Source organism: Paenibacillus pseudetheri (assembly GCF_924513355.1).
Classification (GTDB): Bacteria; Bacillota; Bacilli; order Paenibacillales; family Paenibacillaceae; genus Paenibacillus_AQ; species Paenibacillus_AQ pseudetheri.
In genome coordinates this window covers 45,630-66,348 of the sequence record NZ_CAKMAB010000008.1, presented here as the reverse complement: position 1 = coordinate 66,348, position 20,719 = coordinate 45,630, and the positions used below count along the sequence as shown (strand labels likewise).

19 protein-coding genes and 1 other RNA gene are annotated in these 20,719 nt (G+C 44.1%); 17 read left to right on the top strand and 3 right to left on the bottom strand.

From position 1 onward, the window contains the following. The first annotated feature begins 21 nt into the window (after window positions 1-21). The 5 genes from rpoD (at window position 22) to rnpB (ending at window position 4,434) form a co-directional block, all read left to right on the top strand. Window positions 22-1,155: an RNA polymerase sigma factor RpoD gene (gene rpoD / locus L1028_RS09595; RefSeq protein WP_042130309.1), complete on the top strand. Its 1,134-nt coding sequence runs from the start codon at window positions 22-24 to the stop codon at window positions 1,153-1,155. A 50-nt stretch (window positions 1,156-1,205) separates the two neighbouring features. Then, window positions 1,206-2,087, top strand: a complete 882-nt coding sequence (locus tag L1028_RS09590) for a hypothetical protein (RefSeq protein WP_234533265.1) — start codon at window positions 1,206-1,208, stop codon at window positions 2,085-2,087. A gap of 5 nt (window positions 2,088-2,092) precedes the next feature. Continuing rightward, entirely contained in the window at window positions 2,093-2,863 is a 771-nt protein-coding gene (locus L1028_RS09585) for a tRNA (adenine(22)-N(1))-methyltransferase (RefSeq protein WP_234533486.1), read from the top strand. Further along, entirely contained in the window at window positions 2,839-3,954 is a 1,116-nt protein-coding gene (locus tag L1028_RS09580; protein ID WP_234533262.1) for a Nif3-like dinuclear metal center hexameric protein, read from the top strand. The genes L1028_RS09585 and L1028_RS09580 overlap by 25 nt, the downstream gene beginning before the upstream one ends. Window positions 3,955-4,018: 64 nt before the next feature. Beyond that, window positions 4,019-4,434, top strand: an RNA gene (gene rnpB, locus L1028_RS09575) — RNase P RNA component class A. Window positions 4,435-4,963: 529 nt separating this feature from the next. Here rnpB and L1028_RS09570 read toward each other — a convergent pair. Beyond that, window positions 4,964-6,184 (bottom strand): aminotransferase-like domain-containing protein, encoded by a 1,221-nt coding sequence (locus tag L1028_RS09570; protein WP_234533260.1) that lies wholly within the window; start codon window positions 6,182-6,184, stop codon window positions 4,964-4,966. A gap of 93 nt (window positions 6,185-6,277) precedes the next feature. On the opposite strand from L1028_RS09570, the gene pdxR reads away from it, so the two are divergent. Beyond that, entirely contained in the window at window positions 6,278-7,717 is a 1,440-nt protein-coding gene (gene pdxR, locus L1028_RS09565; RefSeq protein WP_234533258.1) for a MocR-like pyridoxine biosynthesis transcription factor PdxR, read from the top strand. Between the two features lie 6 nt (window positions 7,718-7,723). Here the strand turns inward: pdxR and L1028_RS09560 are convergent, their stop codons facing one another. After that, window positions 7,724-9,661: a S8 family peptidase gene (locus L1028_RS09560; RefSeq protein WP_234533256.1), complete on the bottom strand. Its 1,938-nt coding sequence runs from the start codon at window positions 9,659-9,661 to the stop codon at window positions 7,724-7,726. Between the two features lie 309 nt (window positions 9,662-9,970). Between L1028_RS09560 and L1028_RS09555 the strand changes: the two genes are divergently transcribed. The 6 genes from L1028_RS09555 (at window position 9,971) to thiI (ending at window position 14,725) form a co-directional block, all read left to right on the top strand. Beyond that, window positions 9,971-10,468, top strand: a complete 498-nt coding sequence (locus L1028_RS09555) for a YpuI family protein (RefSeq protein ID WP_042190914.1) — start codon at window positions 9,971-9,973, stop codon at window positions 10,466-10,468. A 147-nt stretch (window positions 10,469-10,615) separates the two neighbouring features. Next, a complete protein-coding gene (locus L1028_RS09550; RefSeq protein ID WP_234533254.1) occupies window positions 10,616-10,837 on the top strand; it encodes a DUF1540 domain-containing protein in 222 nt (73 codons plus the stop codon). 12 nt (window positions 10,838-10,849) lie between these two features. Next, entirely contained in the window at window positions 10,850-11,263 is a 414-nt protein-coding gene (locus L1028_RS09545) for a DUF5353 domain-containing protein (RefSeq protein ID WP_234533252.1), read from the top strand. Window positions 11,264-11,445: 182 nt separating this feature from the next. Beyond that, window positions 11,446-12,156, top strand: a complete 711-nt coding sequence (locus L1028_RS09540) for a lytic transglycosylase domain-containing protein (protein ID WP_234533251.1) — start codon at window positions 11,446-11,448, stop codon at window positions 12,154-12,156. Between the two features lie 127 nt (window positions 12,157-12,283). After that, window positions 12,284-13,435, top strand: a complete 1,152-nt coding sequence (locus L1028_RS09535; protein ID WP_234533249.1) for a cysteine desulfurase family protein — start codon at window positions 12,284-12,286, stop codon at window positions 13,433-13,435. A 3-nt stretch (window positions 13,436-13,438) separates the two neighbouring features. Next, on the top strand, window positions 13,439-14,725 hold the full coding sequence (thiI, locus tag L1028_RS09530) for a tRNA uracil 4-sulfurtransferase ThiI (protein ID WP_234533246.1): 1,287 nt from the start codon (window positions 13,439-13,441) through the stop codon (window positions 14,723-14,725). 37 nt (window positions 14,726-14,762) lie between these two features. Here the strand turns inward: thiI and L1028_RS09525 are convergent, their stop codons facing one another. After that, complete coding sequence (locus tag L1028_RS09525) at window positions 14,763-15,455, bottom strand: TerC family protein (RefSeq protein WP_234533244.1); 693 nt, start codon at window positions 15,453-15,455, stop codon at window positions 14,763-14,765. A gap of 172 nt (window positions 15,456-15,627) precedes the next feature. On the opposite strand from L1028_RS09525, the gene L1028_RS09520 reads away from it, so the two are divergent. The 5 genes from L1028_RS09520 to L1028_RS09500 all read left to right on the top strand — a co-directional run bounded on the left by L1028_RS09520 (window position 15,628) and on the right by L1028_RS09500 (window position 20,633). Further along, window positions 15,628-16,287 carry a TerC family protein gene (locus tag L1028_RS09520; RefSeq protein ID WP_234533241.1) on the top strand — a complete coding sequence of 220 codons (660 nt, stop codon included), beginning with the start codon at window positions 15,628-15,630 and terminating at the stop codon, window positions 16,285-16,287. 186 nt (window positions 16,288-16,473) lie between these two features. Next, on the top strand, window positions 16,474-16,983 hold the full coding sequence (locus L1028_RS09515; RefSeq protein ID WP_234533239.1) for a hypothetical protein: 510 nt from the start codon (window positions 16,474-16,476) through the stop codon (window positions 16,981-16,983). A gap of 205 nt (window positions 16,984-17,188) precedes the next feature. Next, window positions 17,189-19,030, top strand: a complete 1,842-nt coding sequence (gene typA / locus L1028_RS09510; RefSeq protein ID WP_234533237.1) for a translational GTPase TypA — start codon at window positions 17,189-17,191, stop codon at window positions 19,028-19,030. A gap of 125 nt (window positions 19,031-19,155) precedes the next feature. Continuing rightward, window positions 19,156-19,452, top strand: a complete 297-nt coding sequence (locus L1028_RS09505) for a YlaH-like family protein (protein WP_234533235.1) — start codon at window positions 19,156-19,158, stop codon at window positions 19,450-19,452. Window positions 19,453-19,535: 83 nt separating this feature from the next. Further along, window positions 19,536-20,633, top strand: coding sequence for an LCP family protein (locus L1028_RS09500; RefSeq protein ID WP_234533233.1), 1,098 nt, complete (start codon window positions 19,536-19,538; stop codon window positions 20,631-20,633). Window positions 20,634-20,719 lie beyond the last annotated feature (86 nt).

Here is a 20,719-nt window from a genome sequence, read left to right as displayed (position 1 = left end):
TAGGGAGGAGGGAGTCGAATTATGGCGAACGATCAGCATACTGAATTGGAAGCAGAATTTACTTTGGATCAGGTTAAGGATCAGCTTATTGAGCAAGGCAAGAAAAGATCATCATTGCTATACAAAGATATTATGGAGAAATTATCGCCGTTTGATCAAGACCCCGAGCAAATGGAGGAGTTCTATGAACAACTCAGTGATTTGGGAATTGAGGTTGTAAACGAGAATGATGAGGAGGTTAACAGCCTCCGGCCAAATGAGGACAATGAGGACAAAGAGGGCGATGAGTTCAGCTTTGATGATGATTTGTCACTGCCGCCAGGGATCAAGATTAATGACCCTGTCCGTATGTATCTGAAAGAAATTGGACGCGTTCCGCTGTTGTCGGCTGACGATGAAGTAGAGCTTGCTATGCGGATTAAGAATGGTGACGAGGAAGCTAAACGTCGTCTTGCGGAAGCGAATCTTCGTCTCGTTGTAAGTATTGCTAAACGTTATGTTGGACGCGGTATGCTGTTCCTTGATTTGATTCAGGAAGGTAACATGGGTCTGATCAAAGCGGTAGAGAAATTTGACCATAACAAAGGGTTCAAATTTAGTACGTATGCAACTTGGTGGATTCGTCAGGCTATTACCCGCGCGATTGCGGATCAGGCACGTACGATTCGTATTCCTGTACACATGGTCGAGACGATTAACAAGCTGATTCGTGTCTCACGTCAATTACTGCAAGAACTGGGACGTGAACCTTCGCCAGAGGAAATTGCGGCTGAGATGGAGCTGACGGTTGAGAAAGTTAGAGAAATCATGAAGATTGCCCAAGAGCCAGTATCGCTCGAAACACCGATCGGTGAAGAAGACGATTCTCATCTGGGAGATTTCATTGAGGATCAGGAAGCCTTGGCTCCTGCGGATGCAGCAGCTTATGAACTGCTGAAGGAACAGCTGGAGGATGTACTGGACACGCTCACGGAGCGTGAAGAGAATGTACTTCGTCTGCGTTTTGGCCTAGATGATGGCCGGACGAGAACACTTGAAGAAGTGGGCAAAGTGTTCGGTGTTACCCGCGAACGGATTCGCCAGATTGAAGCTAAAGCATTGCGCAAACTTCGTCACCCTAGCCGCAGTAAACGGCTTAAGGATTTCCTTGAATAGTATTTCATGAACTGGACCTTCTGCTGCTCAGTAGCAGGAGGTTCTTTTATTTGAATTACGACCCTAAAAGTGCTGACTTTTGCGTATCGGGAAAGAAGGATGAGCCAGTGAATTTGGAGAAACGCGAAATTATTATAAAAGAGATTCAGTACTGGAGAAATAACAGATTGCTACCAGAGCAATATTGCGACTTCTTAACCAACCTGTATGATGATGAAACTGCGGCGAAGGATAAAAATCCGATTTCACTGAAGAATCTACAGCAGGGAAACATCAAAATTTGGCTGTTTGGTTTTGGAATTATTTCCTTGATTTTCTTGATTAGTCTTTATTTTAGCGTTTTTCCCTGGCCTTTGCAACTTGCAACAGCACTATCCGTATTAATTATTTGTTATGGATACTCAGCGGTTTACAGGAGCCGAAATCATGTTATTAGTCTTATCCTAGCGGGGCTTGGCAGTGTGTTATCGCTTGGTTTTGGGTTATGGTTGATTGCTTTGCATGATCTTGATCCTCAGCTCTGGAGACCGATTCTGATTGGAGCTTGTGGCTTGTTATGGTGTATTCTGGGATTTCTACTCCGTATCGGCTTGCTGCAGTACTGCGGTTATGCTTTTTGGGCCTTATTATATGGGGGATTCTTCGGTGGAAGACGCCCTGAGGCTTCGATGCTAGAGCTTGAGCTCTTATGGCTTCCACTCTGTGTAATGATGGTGTGGCTGAGCTGGCTATTACATCACAAAGTTAGAGGCGTTGCTAGTGTTTTTTTTGCAGTGGGCGTATCACTATGGATGATGCCAGAACTCGATGCTCTTTTATTGAGGCAGGATTATCCACAGTGGATTTCGCTTATGCTAATTTTAAAAATTGCGGTAGGCTTGGCCCTGCTGTTCTTGTTTCGAAAAAAATGGATAACGTGGGTGGCAACATGAACAATGTGAAATTATCAGATCGACTTCAGCAATTGCTGGAACAAATTCCGCAAGGAAGCAGGTTGGCAGACATCGGCTCTGATCATGCACTGCTTCCTGTAGCTGCTGTAGAAAGCGGTAAGGCTGTATTCGCAGTAGCAGGTGAGGTAAACCCGGGTCCTTTTGATGCTGCTTGTAAAGGCGTTGCAGAGGCCGGACTAGGGAAAGTAATCTCAGTGCGGCGAGGAGATGGCCTTGAGGTACTGGAACCTGGTGAAGTTAATTGTATCACGGTCGCTGGCATGGGAGGGGCTTTAATTGCCTCGATTTTAGACCGTGGTCAGAGTCAAGGCAAGCTAAAGGATGTTACAACACTGGTACTTCAACCGAATGTGGGCGAGGATATTTTGCGCCGCTGGCTGTTAAATAATGAATGGGTTCTTACCGCTGAAAGTATTCTGGAAGAAGACGGCAAGTTATATGAAGTATTAACAGCTGTACCAGAGGATCCAGGTGCCGGAATTACAAATGCTAATGTATATCGAGAGGTTACGTTAGGCGATTCCGCTGTGGTTCGTGGTCAGGATACCTTGCTACAGATGGGACCTTTTCTGATTCAAGCACCGAATGAAGTGTTTTTTGCCAAGTGGCAGGGAGAGATTCAGAAATTGGAAGGCATTCTGACATCATTGTCACGTTCAGAACTCGAATCTGCGGAGAATAAACGAAAATTAATTCGAGATCAGATCAAGGAGATTACGGAGGTGCTGCAATGCTTGCCAAAGGACAAACAGTAATTCAATATATGGAGCAGCTGGCTCCGAAGCATTTAGCTGAAGATTGGGATAAAGTCGGGCTGCAACTAGGTTCCTTACAGAAAGAAATAACCAAGGTTCTGGTTGCACTGGATGTTAATGATGAAGTCGTGGAAGAGGCAATTAGTCTCGGCTGTAATCTAATCATTGCCCACCATGCGATTATTTTTCGTCCGCTGCAAGGGATTCAAACAGACACTCCAATGGGTCGAATGTATGAAAAATTGATTAAAAATGACATCGCGGTTTACATCAGTCATACTAATCTGGATGTTACCGAAGGTGGAATGAACGATTGGATGGCGGAAGCTCTGGGCATAGAGAACGGAGTACCCATCAAAGACATTCATTCAGAGCAATTGTCTAAGTTGGTGGTATTTGTACCAAAGGACCATCATCAGAAGGTACTGGATGCCATCTTGAATGCAGGAGCAGGGGCAATCGGCAACTATAGTCATTGCAGCTTCAATATCGAGGGATACGGGACTTTTATTCCGGGAGAAGGCACAGATCCTTATATCGGGGAAAAAGGGAAGATGGAGCGTGCTGAGGAGATCCGTATTGAGACAATCGTGCCACACAGTATCCGCAATAAAGTGGTACAGGCTATGCTCAAGGCTCATCCTTATGAAGAGGTTGCCTATGATTTGTACACGATGGATCTTAAAGGCCGCAGTTTAGGGCTTGGGCGAGTTGGAAAGCTCAAAGAGCCTACAACACTTGGGCAATTCGTTGAGAGGGTAAAAAAGGGTCTGAATGTAGACCACGTACGTGTTGTGGGTGATTTGGATCGTCCGATTCGTAAAGCCGCTGTTCTCGGCGGTTCGGGTGGAAAGTATTATAACAGTGCTATTTTCCGCGGTGCGGATGTGCTGGTTACGGGAGATCTTGATTACCATACTGCACAGGATGCCGTGCTCGCTGGGATTACTCTGATTGATCCAGGACATAATGCGGAGAAGATCATGAAAGAGAAAGTAGCAGAGTGGATGACTGGGAAACTGGCGGGGCATAAGTACGATACAGCCGTACATGCTTCGCAGGTGAATACGGAGCCATTTAAGTTCCTGTAAAATTACCATATATTAATGCTTGTGCCAGACATGTGATGTCTGTATAATAAATAATGTTGTTCGGGAAGTTTGACAGACAATCGCCGGTGACGTGAAGACGTCACGGGAGGAAAGTCCGGGCTCCATAAGGCAGGATGCTGGATAACGTCCAGTCGGCGCGAGCCGAAGGATAGTGCCACAGAAATGGACCGCCGATGGCCGCCTTAGGGCGGCACAGGCAAGGATGGAACCGAGGTGTAAGAGACCCCGAGGAACGCTGGTGACTTCGTTCCTGGTAAACCCCATCTGGAGCAAGACCTAATGAGACGCAGCAGATTCCTTTATTGGAATAGGCAGCCTTAGCCTGAGGCGCGTCTAGGTTGGTCGCTGGAGCTGTGCAGTAATGTACGGCCTAGATAGATGATTGTCGCTTATGGTGGGAGGGTAGTTCCCGATCGAACCACGACGAGCACAGAACCCGGCTTACGGCAAACTTTCCTAACTGCAACGTTATGATAACAACAACTATACAAGCGGCGGCGTATCTCGGGAAACCGGATCACGTCGCTTTTTTAAAATATAAGAAAGTATAAGTTTCACTTTATACATTATCCTTATATTTCTCGCAACGCTTACCATCCTTATAAGGACGCCGAAGGTGTTTATGCTCGTGGCAAGAAGATATGTAGAAAGTGGGAAATATATAGCATGGGTAATTATCAGATTTGCGGGTTCTGCGGACATTTATATGAACGAAACAATAAGAGGATGTGCAATAGTTGTGATGAGATGTATCAGAGAATCAGGCGTATCGTAGAGACTTCACCCGACACGATGGTATTAAATATATCCCTTCAAACAGGAGTAAGTGTCAGTCGAATCATGTCTTTCGTTGAAAATGGATATTTTAGGCTCAATAAAGATAGCATAGAAGTATCTAAGAAGTAAATTACTCTAAGCATGGCTGAGAAATAAAAATAACCCGGCTTCCTCATCCCATACAGGATGAAGAAGCCGGGTTTTGTCATGCTTATGATCGAATGCCGGTCTGACTCTCCCGCCATTGTACCAACGCCTTCTCCAGGCGCTGAACAGCAACGGGTACAAGCTCAGGTGGCGTATGTGTGAAATTCAAACGCATCTTATTCTTATGGGGCTCTGATGAATAGAACACTTCACCTGGAACAAAAGCAACACCGTTCTCTACTGCTAGAGGAAGTAATTCTTTCGTGTTGATCTCTTGGGAAAGTGTTAGCCATAGGAACATACCGCCTCGCGGCTCCAGAAAATGAGCTCCTTCCCAGTTCTGCGACCGTAGTTCCGCAGATAAGAGCTTCATTCGAGAATAATATTCTCGTGAGATGACACGGATATGTTGCTCAATATCGAAATGCAGCAGCAGTTCATCTAAAGCGCGCTGGTCAACGGTGCTAGAATGCAGATCAGCTGCTTGTTTTGCTTTGGCGAGGGTCTTGATTAGATTGGAATCGCCGATAATCCAGCCGGTACGCAGGGCAGGGGCTACGATTTTGGAAAAAGTTCCAGTGTAAGCGACACAATAATCGTCACCAAAGCTTCTGTCGATAGACGCTAATGAGGGTGGATAAAGATCTTTATTCTCCTCAAAGGTTATTTCACCGTAGGGATTATCCTCCAAGATAAGAACATTGTAGCGGCGGCAAATTTCCACCACTTTCTCACGGCGTTCCTTACTCCAAGTTTCTCCTGAAGGATTGTTGAAGGTCGGAACTGCATATAGGAGTTTGGGCCGTAATTTTTGTATTTGATCTTCCAGGTGATCTGGCAGAATGCCTTGCTCGTCATTATTTATCGTATGAATATCAGCTCGGTAAGAGCCGAGTACCTGTAAAGCAGCTAGATAAGTGGGGGCTTCAACAAGTACAGTATCACCGGGATCAAGTAGTATTTTACATAATAAATCTATGGCTTGCTGGGAACCTGTAGTCAAGATCATCTCAGATGCTGTAACAGGGATTCCTTGCCGAGTAAGTCTTTCAGCGATTTTGTCACGTAGTGGAGTAAAGCCCTCGGTTAGTCCGTATTGAAGCGCTGAGGTATCGCTGGAGAGTACACGGTTATAAGCGTCCCTTACTGCCTCCAAGGGAAACAAATCCTCCCCAGGCAGCCCGCCCGCAAGTGAAATGATGTCATTGCCCTGTGTAACTTTTAGAATCTCACGAACGGCTGATGATCCTAGATGATTGGCTGCGGCCGAGTATTTGATATCCATAAATGAGTTCTCCACCTTTCAATTTGGTGCTATCATAATAGGAGTACTGTATAACAGTAAAGCGTTGAATATAACAGTGGAGGTGAAGGGTTCATGCATATCGATTTGATTCGCACCAGCAGTAAGTCTCTGCCTCATCAAATCAGTGAAACCCTAAGTCAGCGGATTTCATCAGGATTGCTTCAGCAAGGTGTCCGGCTGCCCTCCGTAAGAAGTTTGGCTACAGCTTTGAGAGTAAGCCAGGTTACTGTAAGCAAGGCATACGATGTGCTTGAGAAGCGGGGACTTATTTATTGCAGACAAGGAAAAGGCTGCTTTGTAGCCGACCCTGAACACACCAGACGTCAGGAAGATGGCCGCTGGCAGGATGTATATGATGATTATTTGCCGCGAGCTCAGCTTTGGCGCAATTTTGATTACTCTGAAGTTAAGTATCCCTTTCATATCGCTGCAATTCATAGTGAGTTACTTCCTCTAAAAAATATTGGTGACTCCTTCGCATCATTAGTTACTCAGCAGCCGGAGCTTATGGCAACCTACGGGAACTTCCAAGGCGATCTGGAGCTGCGAGGAATTATGAGAGATCATTTAAAAACACGTGGAATTGCACTTGCTTCCTCCGATGTAATGATCACAAGCGGAACTCAGCAAGGCATTGATCTGGTGGCTCGTACCTTTGTCGGACCTGGGGACACAGTATATCTTGAGGCTCCTAGTTATACAGGGGCTATAGATGTTTTTGCAGGACGAGGTGCAGAGATGATTTTTGTACCTACGGACAGTGAAGGGATGCGGGTGGATATTCTTACAAGAATGTGTGATCAAAGACCGCCTAAGCTAATTTATACAATCCCTACTTTTCAGAATCCTAGCGGAGTAACCATGAGCATAGCAAAAAGACAACGTCTGCTGGAATTAGCCCGCAGTTACCGTTGCCTTATTGTTGAGGATGATCCATTTAGTGATTTATATTTCCATGCGCCTCCGCCGCCTACGATCAAATCGATGGATTCCGAAGGGCATGTAGTTTATATGAAGAGTTTCAGTAAAGTTATTGCACCCGGCTGCAGAATTGCCTGTGTAGCCGCTGGTGGGAATATTCTGTCACGGCTTATCGCCGCCAAGTCTGCAAGTGATTTAGGGAGTCCGCTGCTTACACAAAGGGCGGTACTGCCATTCATAGCGGGGAAGTATGAAACCTATGCTGCTCAGTTACGAGTTACACTCCGTGGTCGCATGGAAAAGGCGGCGAAGCTTTTGAAGCTTTACGCGCCGCCTGGAGTAAAATATATTCTCCCAGAGGGTGGTCTTAATCTCTGGCTGGAGTTGCCGGCCTCACCTGATATCGGAAAGCTACATGAGCTGGCCGAACAGGAGAGCATTTCTTTTTTACCTGGTGATGTTTGTTACTCCGCGGAGACTCCTTCCCGGCATATCCGTTTGTGTTATTCACAAATGAATGAAACGGATATGGAGGAAGGCTTACGGTTATTTCTCCGTTTGCTTGGCCGATTTTTGCAGATGGGTAGTTAAGGGGTGTTACTTAGAGTTACTGAATCTTTGTTTCAATTGCTTCATTTGTTTTTGTACATGCTGTGGCCATAGCTGAAGTGGAACCTGATTGCCGCTAGCGGCTTGCAGTGTCTTATAAATATCGACCTGACCCCAGCCAAAATATTTGTCATGCCCGGGAGTGCCCAAATCAACAGCATTTTTGGTCATAAGATCCATAACTTCCGTATTCGTCAGATTCGGATTTAGTGAACGCACCAGACCCGCCAGCGCAGCGACATGAGGACTGGCCATCGATGTACCGGATAAAGCGGCATACTGGCTATCAGGGTAAGTGCTTGCTATGCTTTCTCCAGGTGCTGTGACATCAATATAATCGCCGTAGTTGGAGAAGGAAGCTTTTTCCCCTGAAGCATTTGTTGCAGCTACTGCAATCACTTCGGGATACGCAGCAGGAAATCCTGGTCGTTCTGTATTATCGTTGCCTGCAGCAGAAACGAGGACGATATCACGGTCGTAGGCATATTTGATCGCGTCATGAAGAAACTGGGAATCGGCATAGTTACCTAAACTTAAGTTTATGACTTTCGCGCCGTTGTCCGCTGCCCAAATGATTCCTTCTGCAACAGAATAAGTGGTACCTGCTCCTGAATTATCGAGTGCTTTTACCGGAAGGACCTTGTTGTACCAGCTGATTCCAGCTACTCCCTCTCCGTTATTGACCAGGGCACCTATAATTCCAGATACATGTGTGCCATGTCCTACATCATCTTCTGGGGTGGAACCATTGGTGATCGCGTTATACCCTGTCAAAAGCTTACCCTTTAGATCCGGATGATTGATTTGGACTCCGGTATCCACTACGGCAACAATCACTTCTTTACTTCCCTTGGATAAATTCCATCCGAGTTCCGTTTCGATCGCCGGCAGATTCCATTGATAAGTGGAGAATAACATGTCATTTGGAGTAACAGTTCCCTCTGCGTTTTTAGATATCGTATCATTGGTTAAATACATATAGTGAGGCTCCGTATATTCAGGGTGCCATTTATTAGTGAAATAGTCTTTGAGCTCATAATAAGTCATCTTCTCCGAACGGAAAATATAGGCGTATCCAAGCTTACGTGGCTTTTTGCCGTTGATGTCAGCAGTGATCGTTTGAAGCTGCCCCGGAGTGGGTGAGTTGTTACGGAAACGGACGACAATTTCATTCTCATAAAAATGGCTGGCGTTTTCATTATCATGACCGGTCTTAACGGTGATATCCTTTAAATTGTCGGTATGGACAGATTCTACACGGTACTTCCCTTCCTTCGGATAAGGAATGAGACGCAGGTTCTTCAGCTGATGGTCTGCCACACGCCCAAGCACCTTCTGGTTAATAAGTGCGATGATGCCTACATTTTTATCTTCGTTCCGCTGAGCGATAAAGTAATATTTCTCTTTACCAATTGAAAATGTTGGAGATTCATAGGACTGATGACCACGAATTGCTGATTTCGCCGTCTTAAGATATTTTTGCAGCTGTTGATTCTCCTGTTCGGTTCCTCGAGGAAATGAGGAGGACTTAAAGGTTTCCGTTTTATGCTTGCGAAAATCAATCCACATAAGCATAGTGATAAATCCGTGGTTCTGCTGCAAACGTTTCGCATACACTGATTTATCATGAAGCGAAGCGATTCCATCCGTTTCAGAGAGGAGTTTAGTCAAATGTCTGCTGACATCCACTCTATTCAGGTGATCCGTCGCATCAACATCTTGAGATAAAGAGCTTTTCTTCAATGTTTTTTCTTGTGAAGGATTTGGTGCTGAATGTAGGGCTGGAGTTGGAGCAGGATTTGGTACAGCGACATTAGCGACTTCTCTGGTCGTCCCATTAGTGGTAGGACGTAGCGCAAAGGTAAGTAATGCAACTGTGAACGCAGCTGTTACCAAACCTGCAACCGTTAGATTTTTACGTGACATGATTTCCGCTCCTCTACGCATTGTAATGCCTATAGGTTTAGAAGAGAGCGCATGTTTTATGCATCTTAGAAAAGGATACCTTCCTAACGTTTTTTATGATAATATCAGAGAGAATAAGCATCTTGAGTTCGCATCCTGATATTGCAGGAGAGATGTTGATAGATGTTCTTTTAATTTTAAGAAGGTTAGACTTCTCTGTGTTCACATCCTGATATTGCAAGAATAAAGAGATATGTCTAAAGACTATTTCTTCATAAGATTAACTTTATTGACTACAAGAGCAGGGAATAATAAGGGGGAGCAACCGCCATGTCAGCAGCCAATGTGCAGAAATTATGTGAATCGACGAGAGATAAACTTAAAGATGTAATTGATAAGATGGAGATTTTTCTGAACGAGCATGCATTGCCTCAGCTTGTAACAGAAGATGATGAAGAAACTGTACAATTTTATCAAGGGTTTCTGTCCGATGTTCGTCATCTGTTAGTGTTCTCGGAAATGTCTTATGAGAAGCTGGGAGTTGCGCTGCGTCGTGCTACATTCGATGAATCTTTTGCGCAGAAAGCGCTTTATAATGTATATCACTATGGCGTGAATAACTTCTTCTATCCAAAGAACGAAAGCTATTCTGAAGATGGCCGTTATGCTTATACTGGACAGGATGCCATTCGTTTCCGTAAAAAGCCAGTACGTCCGGCCCGTGATATCATTCTGGAAATTACCAAGACCTATGAAGAGCTACGCGATGATCTTACTTATTATGAGAACGACTATTTGACTGAGAAACGTATGCAAAATCAGGTTTAACAGTTAACTTATTCGTGTAAAGGATCAGCACTTCGTCAAGTGACGAGGGCTGATCCTTTTTTGCGTGGGCATCATTACATCAACTGGAAACCAGCCTGTCGAATAGGGGGTAAATCATGCGGACATAATGAAGCCGAGGTGATAAATATGTCGAATGTAAAGCCATTAGTCAAATGTAGTGTAAGCAATTGTCATTATTGGGGCGAGCATAATTTATGCCGGGCAGAAGAAATTATTATTGAGATCGACAAGCACGTAGGTAGCGGATTTAAAGAAGAATATGCTGAAGAAATGACGAATGAAGGTCACCACGATCATGTCGCAACATCGTCTGCAACATGCTGTTTAACTTTTAAGCCGAACTCCTAGGAGGCCGTTCAAATGGACAAAGAAAAGGAACATGATTCAAGCTCATCAAATGGACAATCCGGTCCAAGAAAAGTCATTTTGCGTCCGCGCAGAGTAGACTATCCACGCCGGGACAGAGAACATCAAGAGGAGTATGCCGCAGAGGTAACCCCGGTTTTGATGCCGGTCCGGGATACAACACCACGTGTGGCAAGTGAAACTAAGGAGAACAAAGAGGAATATAGTGGAAGCAAAGCGATGGGTTATACTGGGCTTGCTATGGGTATTGCCTCCTTGTTTCTCTGGTCCATCATTCTTGGGCCCCTTTCAGTTGTGATTGGATATTTTGCATATGCCAAGGAGCAAAAAACGCTTGGGGCATGGGCGATGGGATTAGGGATAGTATCAACACTTAGTTACTTTGTAATGATACCCTTTGCTCGCTAAACATGAACTGGTAAGTTTGAATTATAACAGGCTTTAGACCTAAATATCAGGGTCTGAAGTCTGTTTTTCATTCCAGCATATAGCAATAATCTCGGATAAAATGTAATATTAAGCCGTAATTCATCGAAATCTAAGGTTAGACCAATAGATATGATTCAACAGGATCAAAGGAGTGCGCCGGTATGGAGATTAATCCCGCTGTAACCAATGGGTTAGGGCAGCTTAAATGGGTAAGCTTAAAGAGTGCAACCGACAAGAGTAGCTCAGCGAATGAAACTGAAAGATCGGGCGCGTCAGCCTCTCAATTTGCAGCAATGCTTCAAGCTTTATCTTCTAACTCCTCTAATAACGGGGATACAAGTTTCTTGACGTCACTCCCGGATGCTTCATCAGTTAGTAGCTTGTTATGGCAACAGATAGGCGGAACAGCTGAAAGCATCGATAGTGTAATTTCCGGGGAAATAACGGATACTAAACCAACAAGCTATGATGATCTGATTCAAACGGCGAGTGCTAAGTACGGGGTGCCAGTCGATTTGATAAAAGCTGTGATTGATACAGAATCTTCCTTTAATCCAAACATTGTCTCTTCGGCTGGTGCTAAAGGATTAATGCAATTAATGGATGGAACAGCGCGTGGTTTAGGGGTTTCTGATTCATTCGATCCAGCTCAAAATATTGATGGTGGTGTACGCTATCTGTCTTATCAATTGAAGCGATTTGACGGACAGGAAAAGATGGCATTAGCGGCTTACAATGCAGGGCCTGGAAGGGTGATTAACCTTGGGGTAAGCAATGATCAGGAATTATTGGAAAAACTTACACTGCTCCCAAAAGAGACGCAGTCTTATATCACTAAAATAGAACGCGCTCGCGCGGAATACGCTGTATAATAAAAAGGATCAAACGGGTATTCCCCTTAAACCACATGCTGGTATTTGGGATGACCGTTTGATCCTTTTTCGAAATTTAAAAAAGAATGATTCTGTACTTTAAAGAAGTAAAGGAGACAATCGATATATGCTTTACTGGGATTATGCCGCCGCCACACCACCCTATGAAGACGTGGTGAAGACGATGGAACAAATTATGAAGCTGCATTATGCTAACCCGTCCTCCTTACACCGGGCCGGTAGTGAAGCGGCAAAGCTGATCAGGCGTTCACGAGAAGTATGCGCGGCTGCGTTATCTGTACAAGCAAAGGAGATCCTATTTACATCTGGGGCTACAGAGAGTAACAATTTAGCCATTAAAGGTGCTGCTTTGCAATATCAGTCAAGAGGACGTCATCTGATAACTACGGAAATAGAACATCCCTCTGTGTATGAAAGTTGTCTGCAACTGCAGCGAAATGGCTGGGAGATTACTTTTGTAGCGCCTGACTGCAATGGAATGATTGATCCAGAGCGAGTAGCTGCTGCAGTAAGGCGTGATACCGTACTCGTAAGTGTGATGCATGTAAATAATGAGATTGGAACAGTACAGCCGCTGATGGAGATTGGCAGGCTGATTAAATCCGTAAATCCACGAACCTTATTTCATGTGGATGGCGTTCAGGGATATGGTAAGCTTGCTGTTGACCTTAAAGGATGGAAGGCGGATCTTTACAGCTTGTCTCCTCACAAAATTCGAGGCCCTCGCGGAGCGGGGCTTCTCTATATTAAAGAAGGAATCCAACTGTTCCCCTTACTTTCAGGTGGTTCTCATGAAGAGGGACTACGTGCTGGAACTGAGAATGTACCTGCGATTGTTGCATCTTCCAAAGCCGTACGGATGGGTGGTGAGCAGCGTGAAAGCTTCTATGCCCGATTGCTCCCACTTCGAGATCGGCTGTTACGCTTCTTGCACAGTGTTCCTGAATTTGTTATAAACAGCAGAGAGGATGGAGCCCCTCATATTGTGCATTTCTCATACCCTGGCATGAAAGGGGAAGTGTTCGCCCGTAAGCTGGAAGAATTAGGGATGGCTGTTTCAACTCGATCAGCTTGCTCCTCCCGGCTGGCAGAACCTAGTCGTGTTCTATTGTCTATGGGGAAAGATGTCTCTGTAGCTTCAGGAGGCATCCGCATCAGTTTCGGTGATAGTCACACTGAAGAAGATGTCGCGGCGCTTGAGAAAGCACTAATTACTGCGGTACGAGCTTTAAAGATTGCTGAAGGAGGTATGAAGTAACTAATGAGTGTGATGAATCAAGAATCTGCTAAGGGCAGTGCCAATAGTATTGATTATGCCGATATGCTGCTTTTGCGTTTCGGGGAGTTTACATTAAAGGGCAAGAACCGTGCCAGATTTGAGAAAACAGTACTACGTCATGTGAAAGAAATGATTAAGCCTTATCCTAAGGTGGTTCTAACCAAAGAGTTTGGAAGAATTTACGTGGAACTGAATGGAGAACCTGCTGCCCCATTGGTAGAAGCACTGAAGAATGTATTCGGAATCGCTTCTGTCAGTCCGGTAAAGGTGGCCAAGTCAGAACTCGAGGATATTGTGGCTGTCAGCCGTCATTTTTTGGAGATTATCGCTCCTGCACCGGGAACTACATTTAAAGTTAATGTACGCCGGGTATGGAAAGAGTTCCCATATGGCTCCATGGAGATGAATAAGCTAGTCTCCACACCACTGCTGCAAGGCTATTCTGGACTTACTGTGGATGTAAAGTCACCTCAATTGGAGCTGAAAGTCGAAATTCGTCAAGGTCATACTTTTATATTTTGCGAAAATATTGCTGGTGTTGGTGGGTTTCCGCTTGGTACGAATGGAAAAGCGATGTTATTGCTGTCCGGAGGCATTGATAGTCCTGTAGCCGGTTGGTCATCCATGCGTCGTGGACTCGAAGTGGAGTGCGTACATTTCTATAGTTATCCTTATACGAGTGAGCTTGCCCGGCAAAAGGTGGTTGATCTTACGCGGGTATTGTCACGATATGCAGGAGTTATCAAGCTACATTTAGTACCTTTTACAGAGGTGCAGACATCTTTTACTGGAATAGGTCAGGATAATCTGATTATTACGTTGATGCGTCGAGCTATGCTGAGGATTACTTCACAGCTTGCTGAACGTGAGGGTGCCCTCGCGATCGTAACCGGTGAAAGTCTTGGACAGGTCGCTAGCCAGACGTTACCAAGTATGAACGTGATCGGTCGTGCGACAGAACTTCCTCTTTTACGTCCGCTGGTAATGATGGACAAAAGTGATATTGTGGAGCTGTCTAAGAATATCGGCACCTATGACCTGTCAATTCTTCCGTATGAGGATTGCTGTACATTATTTGTACCTAAATCACCTACAACGAACCCGAATTTACGAATTGTAGATAAGATTGAAGCTACGCTACCTGGATATTCTGCATTGCTGGACGCAGCGATTGAAGCCACGGAGACTGTGCTGATCACACCTTATGGAGATGAGAAGCCTAAAGATGTAGTAAGTGCTCAGGCTGGATTACAGGAAGAATGGTTCTAATATTATAAACAAAAGGCTGTCTCATTCGTAGCAACAACTACGGTTGAGGCAGCTTTTTTGATTTGTTATGGTTTGATTGGCGTCTCCAGTGTCCACCAATTAAGATGCCAACAATGATCACAAATATAAACAGAGCTCTCAATAGTGGATGCTGCTCAAAAAATGGGGATAGCTGCTGCTCATCTGTAATCATGCTTGAGGCTGTAAACCCTAGGACTGCTGAGCCAATATAAATAATCCATGGATATTTGTTGATTAATTTAATAAAAAGAGTACTTCCCCAGACCACAATTGGAACGCTGATTAACAGTCCAATGACAACTAGAGAGATATTGTGCTTAGCGACTCCCGCAATGGCGATGACATTATCCAGTCCCATCGCAGCATCGGCTAGAATAATTGTACCCACAGCAGCCCCTAAGCTTTGACCAGCCTTGATATTCGCTGAATTGTTCTCATCTGTTAACAGCTTATAGGCAATTAGAATAAGTAAAACCCCGCCTGCCAGCAGTAACCAAGGGATTTTTAATAAACATACGACCAGAACCGTTGCGAAAATCCGTAATACGACGGCACCTGCTGTTCCAAGCACAATTGCTTTATTTTGAGTGCTGTTCGGCAAATTACGCGCAGCAAGTCCGATGACTATGGCATTGTCTCCCGCCAGAATGAGATCTAGAAAAATAATATTGAGCAGCGATAATACAAACTCCCATATGGATGTATTCAAGGCATAGTCACCCCTAAAGTTAATTAAGATGAGCACGAAGATATGCTTAGTTTTGTATACGCAAAAAAAGGGGCATACATGCTTTCATCCTCAAAAAAAGTTGGACAGGAAGCATAGCTTGTCACTTCCGAACATACATGTAGTTACATGTGATTCGGGGAGGTAAGAGCGAATGGAATCATTATTGCTCCTTGGTGAAATATTGATGATCAATCTTGTGCTGAGTGGAGATAATGCTATGGTCATCGCTATGGCCAGTAAGGACCTTCCGGAGAAGCACCGGAAGACTGCGGTATGGTGGGGAGCTGCGGGAGCTGTTATTCTGCGCTGCTTGCTTACTTTTGTCGCGGTATTACTGTTGAAAATCCCTTATATCCAGGCTGGAGGAGGAATTCTGCTGCTATGGATTGCGTTCAAGCTGCTGCTGGAAGAAGAGGAGGACCTTAGAGTCGCGGAAACATCCTCCGTATGGAAATCCATCCGAACGATTCTCGTGGCTGACTTTATTATGAGTCTTGATAATGTCCTGGCGATTGCCGGTCTAGCCAAGGGGGATTTGGCTTTAATTGTCATCGGGATTGCGCTCAGCATTCCGATTGTAGTATGGGGAAGTGGCCTCATTGTGGGGTGGCTGCATAGATTTCCGATACTCGTATTTATCGGCGCTTATATTTTAGCCTTTACAGCAGGTGATATGATGCTTCAGGATGCAAAATTAGGGACAATGTTATCCTTTTTGCTCCCATCCACGCATTCCATACTGCCGATCGCTTTAGGAATATTAGTAGTTGTTACAGGAGCAGTTAAACGAAGAACAACATCAGTAGGTTAATAAATTGCAATAAAAGGCAATACTACAAGGACATCTCCATAAATTGGAATCGTCCTTTTTTTGTCGTGGTCAGTGATGGCATTTTGTGTATATTTCAGATAATATATGAATAAGAATCCTGTCGTTTTCTGGGTAAGAGATGACAAGGTAGTGAGGTAGACGTGAATTTGAAGGGATGGGTGAGGGATGTCCTCAAAGAATGACATAAAACTAGGAATATTTATTGCAGTTGCTGGATTTGTGATTTTATTTGGTAAGCTGGGAGTCTTCGGATTTTTGGGACGTGCCCTTTGGCCGCTAGTGATTTTACTTCCAGGATTAGTTCTACATATGTTATTTTTTAGCCGCCGTGCTTCGGCAACGGTATTGATTCCCGCGGGAATATTAACGGTATATGGTTTATTGTTTGGTCTTTGCAATATATGGGGATGGGGGCTTATGAAATATTTATGGCCTGTGCTTCTGCTTGGCATTGCCGTAGGTCTGTATGAATATTCCATCAATTCTCCAAGACGGACAGGGGGACTATCTGCAATTGCTGTGATATTAGGCGTTGTAAGCATAACGCTTTGTATTTTCAGTCTTATGGGTACGGGTGTGATCTATCTAATTGGTATTGTATTCATCGCTGCAGGGATTTGGCTGATTACCGGACGGGGCAGAACACGCGGCTGGAAGAGATGGTATCGAAGTTAATTAATGTTGGATCTTGTGAAAAAAAACGGAATTTGGCAACTGTTTTTTCATAAAAAGACTTGCTTTTCATAGTGCTTTCACTATAATATTAATGTTATGTTGAAGCGTCGGCTTTCTGCCTGGCGCTTCTTTTGTGAGACTGCCGTGACATGCTAAGAATTTTAACAGTTTTAATTTGATAAATGAGAGGATTTGGATACAAATCATGCATTCAAGAAAAGATATTCGCAACATTGCGATCATTGCCCACGTTGACCATGGCAAAACAACACTCGTCGATCAGCTTCTTCAGCAATCGGGGATCTTCAGCGCACACGAACACGTACAAGAACGCGCTATGGATTCTAACGATATCGAGCGGGAACGCGGAATTACAATCCTAGCTAAAAATACAGCAATTACTTATAAAGAGTTTTTGATCAATATTGTGGATACACCTGGACACGCTGACTTCGGTGGCGAAGTAGAACGGATTATGAAAATGGTTGACGGTGTATTGCTGGTTGTTGATGCTTATGAAGGCTGCATGCCGCAAACGAAATTCGTATTGCGTAAAGCTTTGGAGCAGAAGCTGACTCCAATCGTTGTCGTGAACAAGATTGACCGTCCGGCTGCACGTCCGAAGGAAGTTATTGATGAAGTACTGGATTTGTTCATCGAGCTTGAAGCCAATGATGAACAATTGGAATTCCCAGTAGTTTATGCATCTGCTCTTAACGGAACATCAAGCATGGACCCTGAGAAGCAAGATGAGACAATGCTTTCACTTTACGAAACAATCGTTGAGCATATCCCAGCTCCAACTGAAAGTGTAGAAGACCCGCTTCAATTCCTCGTAACGTTGATGGATTATAACGAATACTTGGGTCGTATTGCTATTGGCCGTGTAAACCGCGGTGTGATTAAACAAGGTCAATCTGTAACTGTAATTATGCGTGACGGTAAGAGTAAAACCGCACGTATTGAGAAATTGTTCGGGTTCCAAGGTTTAAAACGTATTGAAACAGAAGAAGCGGGCGCAGGCGATATCGTTGCTATCGCAGGGATCAAGGACATTAACATTGGTGAGACCATTGCTGATCCAGCGAATCCAGAAGCACTGCCTGTTCTTAAGATCGACGAGCCAACTATGCAAATGACTTTCCTTGTGAATAACAGTCCTTTTGCTGGTAAAGAAGGTAAGTGGGTAACTTCCCGTAAGCTTCGTGAGCGTCTCTTTAAAGAACTTGAGACAGATGTGAGTTTGCGTGTAGATGAAACGGATAGTCCTGATGCATTTATCGTTTCTGGACGCGGTGAGCTTCACCTTGGTATTCTGATCGAGAATATGCGTCGTGAAGGTTATGAAATGCAAGTTTCTAAACCACAAGTAATCATTAAAGAAATCGATGGTGTTAAATCGGAGCCACTTGAGCGTCTTATGATTGACATTCCTGAAGAAAGCATGGGCTCTGTTATGGAAAGTCTGGGCACTCGCAAAGCCGAAATGGTCAACATGATTAACAACGGTACGGGTCAAGTACGCCTGGAGTTCCTGATTCCTGCACGTGGTTTGATTGGTTACAACACTTACTTCTTGACTTTGACACGCGGTTACGGCGTTATGAACCATGCTTTTGACAGCTACGCTCCACTGGTTGCTGGTCAAGTTGGCGGACGTCATCAAGGTGTGCTTGTAGCCAGTGAGACTGGATCAACAACACAATATGGAATAGTGGGCGTTGAGGATCGTGGTATTCTCTTCTTGGATGCAGGTACAGAAATTTATGAAGGTATGATCGTAGGCGAGCATACCCGTGAAAACGACATTATCGTTAACATCTGTAGAGAAAAAGCACTTACCAACATGCGTACCTCAGGTAAGGATGATACTGTAAAAATGAAGACACCACGTACCTTCTCTTTGGAAGGCGCACTTGAATATTTGAATGATGATGAATATTGTGAAATCACACCTAAATCCATTCGCTTACGCAAAAAGATTCTGAATAAAGGCGAACGCGAACGTGTAGAGAAGCAACGTAAAATGGCACAAGCAAACGCGTAAGATCAGCTTAGCATAGTAAAGAGCCGTCGGAGAGTTTAACTTTCGGCGGTTTTTTTATAACAAAAAATTCTCCTACAGATGATATAATGTAAACGTATCTTAAATTTGGGAGGAGTGCGGTATCTATGCAGGGCTGGTTTGCTGAGCATCCAATCGTCGCTTATATTGTTATTTTTATATTGCTTACATTTGTGTATAACCAGGTATTTCGTGTGAATCAAAAGTTAACGATTGGTAAAGAGATTATGCTGTACATAATGATGGCAATCGGCTCCGGCATGCTCCTCATTTTTCAACATGATAAGCTACCGATCATCCAGTGTCTGCTGGTAGCCGTCGGATTAATGCTGATGGTACGGATACGTTATATCGTAGAAGCTCGACAGAAGAGAAAGGCTGCAGCTGCAGCAAAAAGACAGTAATCGAAACTTTTACTGCTTATGGAACGTCTATTTAAGTGTAGCAATTTTAATTCTAAATGAAATGAAGAGGACTTTATTCTACTATGAGTACACGAAACAGCAGTTTACCTCCACGAGCAAGTGGTCAACAACCGAATAATAGAAAACAGCCTGTGAAGGGTGCTCCTAAGAAAAAAAAGAAGAAACCGCAAAAGAGAGGCTTTTTTGGCAGATTAGTTAGAATCCTGTTAACCTTACTCATTATTGCGATTCTTGGCGTATTGGGCTACGGGGGCTATCTATATTGGAAGCTTGAAAATGGGGTCTTTAATGCAGGTGTTAAAGGAACGGTTGCTCCAGGACATTCGGCTACAGAAAAACCACTGACGATGCTTATCCTGGGTACGGATAATAGACCAAAGCATCAATCTAGATTGACTGATGTTATTATGGTTGCAGCGCTTAATCCTAAGACAAAGTCAGCAACCATTGTTTCTCTTCCACGCGATACCTTAGTTGAGCTCAATGGATACAAGCAAACGAAGATTAACGAATTCTATGCTCGCTTTAAGGGGAAAGAAGATTCTTCTGGTATTTTGGCAGAAGATGAGATGAAGACAATGATGGGGAAATATCTAGATATTAACGTAGATTATACAACGATTCTGGATTTTCAAGGCTTCCGTGATGTGGTGGACGAGCTTGGTGGAGTCAAAGTCAACATTAGCGATAATATGTGTTATACAGACAGTGTAGACGGTACGAATATCAATTTGAAAAAAGGTCCGGCGGAGCTTGATGGAGATAAAGCGCTGGATTATGTGCGATACCGTAAATCTAATTGCAAGCCTAAGACTAAGGGTTCAGACGATTTCGATCGGAACAAACGTCAGAATGAGGTTCTTCATTCACTGGTGGATCAGATGCAATCGCTTGGTGGAGTATTAAAAATAGGCAAGGTTCTTGACGCAGTGGACAATAATATGAAGACTGATATCGAAAATTCGCAGATTAAAGATATCATTGCGACGTATTGGAAGATTTCCAAAGATGATATCGAATTCAAGCCGGTGACTGGAACGTGGCGAAGTCCGTATGTATATATTAATGATGAGGAGCTTGAGGCTGCCAAGAAAAGTCTGCAGGACCGATTAGCAGGAGTTTCTGCTGGATCTACTTCTGAATCTACTAAGGCGCCTTAAGACCTTAATAATACTTGATCTAAAATTGAATGCAAGTTTCAGCCTGTGCTATAATATAATAAATTGAATGAATTTACGCCGCATAG

Excerpts from the sequence above, each read along its gene's own strand:
- L1028_RS09500 (WP_234533233.1), top strand. The coding sequence starts at position 19,536 with ATGAGTACACGAAACAGCAGTTTACCTCCACGAGCAAGTGGTCAACAA.
- pdxR (WP_234533258.1), top strand. The coding sequence starts at position 6,278 with ATGCATATCGATTTGATTCGCACCAGCAGTAAGTCTCTGCCTCATCAA.
- L1028_RS09550 (WP_234533254.1), top strand. The coding sequence starts at position 10,616 with ATGTCGAATGTAAAGCCATTAGTCAAATGTAGTGTAAGCAATTGTCAT.
- L1028_RS09520 (WP_234533241.1), top strand. The coding sequence starts at position 15,628 with ATGGAATCATTATTGCTCCTTGGTGAAATATTGATGATCAATCTTGTG.
- L1028_RS09570 (WP_234533260.1), bottom strand. The coding sequence starts at position 6,184 with ATGGATATCAAATACTCGGCCGCAGCCAATCATCTAGGATCATCAGCC.
- thiI (WP_234533246.1), top strand. The coding sequence starts at position 13,439 with ATGAGTGTGATGAATCAAGAATCTGCTAAGGGCAGTGCCAATAGTATT.
- L1028_RS09560 (WP_234533256.1), bottom strand. The coding sequence starts at position 9,661 with ATGTCACGTAAAAATCTAACGGTTGCAGGTTTGGTAACAGCTGCGTTC.
- L1028_RS09535 (WP_234533249.1), top strand. The coding sequence starts at position 12,284 with ATGCTTTACTGGGATTATGCCGCCGCCACACCACCCTATGAAGACGTG.
- typA (WP_234533237.1), top strand. The coding sequence starts at position 17,189 with ATGCATTCAAGAAAAGATATTCGCAACATTGCGATCATTGCCCACGTT.
- L1028_RS09580 (WP_234533262.1), top strand. The coding sequence starts at position 2,839 with ATGCTTGCCAAAGGACAAACAGTAATTCAATATATGGAGCAGCTGGCT.
- L1028_RS09515 (WP_234533239.1), top strand. The coding sequence starts at position 16,474 with ATGTCCTCAAAGAATGACATAAAACTAGGAATATTTATTGCAGTTGCT.
- L1028_RS09540 (WP_234533251.1), top strand. The coding sequence starts at position 11,446 with ATGGAGATTAATCCCGCTGTAACCAATGGGTTAGGGCAGCTTAAATGG.
- L1028_RS09505 (WP_234533235.1), top strand. The coding sequence starts at position 19,156 with ATGCAGGGCTGGTTTGCTGAGCATCCAATCGTCGCTTATATTGTTATT.
- L1028_RS09545 (WP_234533252.1), top strand. The coding sequence starts at position 10,850 with ATGGACAAAGAAAAGGAACATGATTCAAGCTCATCAAATGGACAATCC.
- rpoD (WP_042130309.1), top strand. The coding sequence starts at position 22 with ATGGCGAACGATCAGCATACTGAATTGGAAGCAGAATTTACTTTGGAT.
- L1028_RS09555 (WP_042190914.1), top strand. The coding sequence starts at position 9,971 with ATGTCAGCAGCCAATGTGCAGAAATTATGTGAATCGACGAGAGATAAA.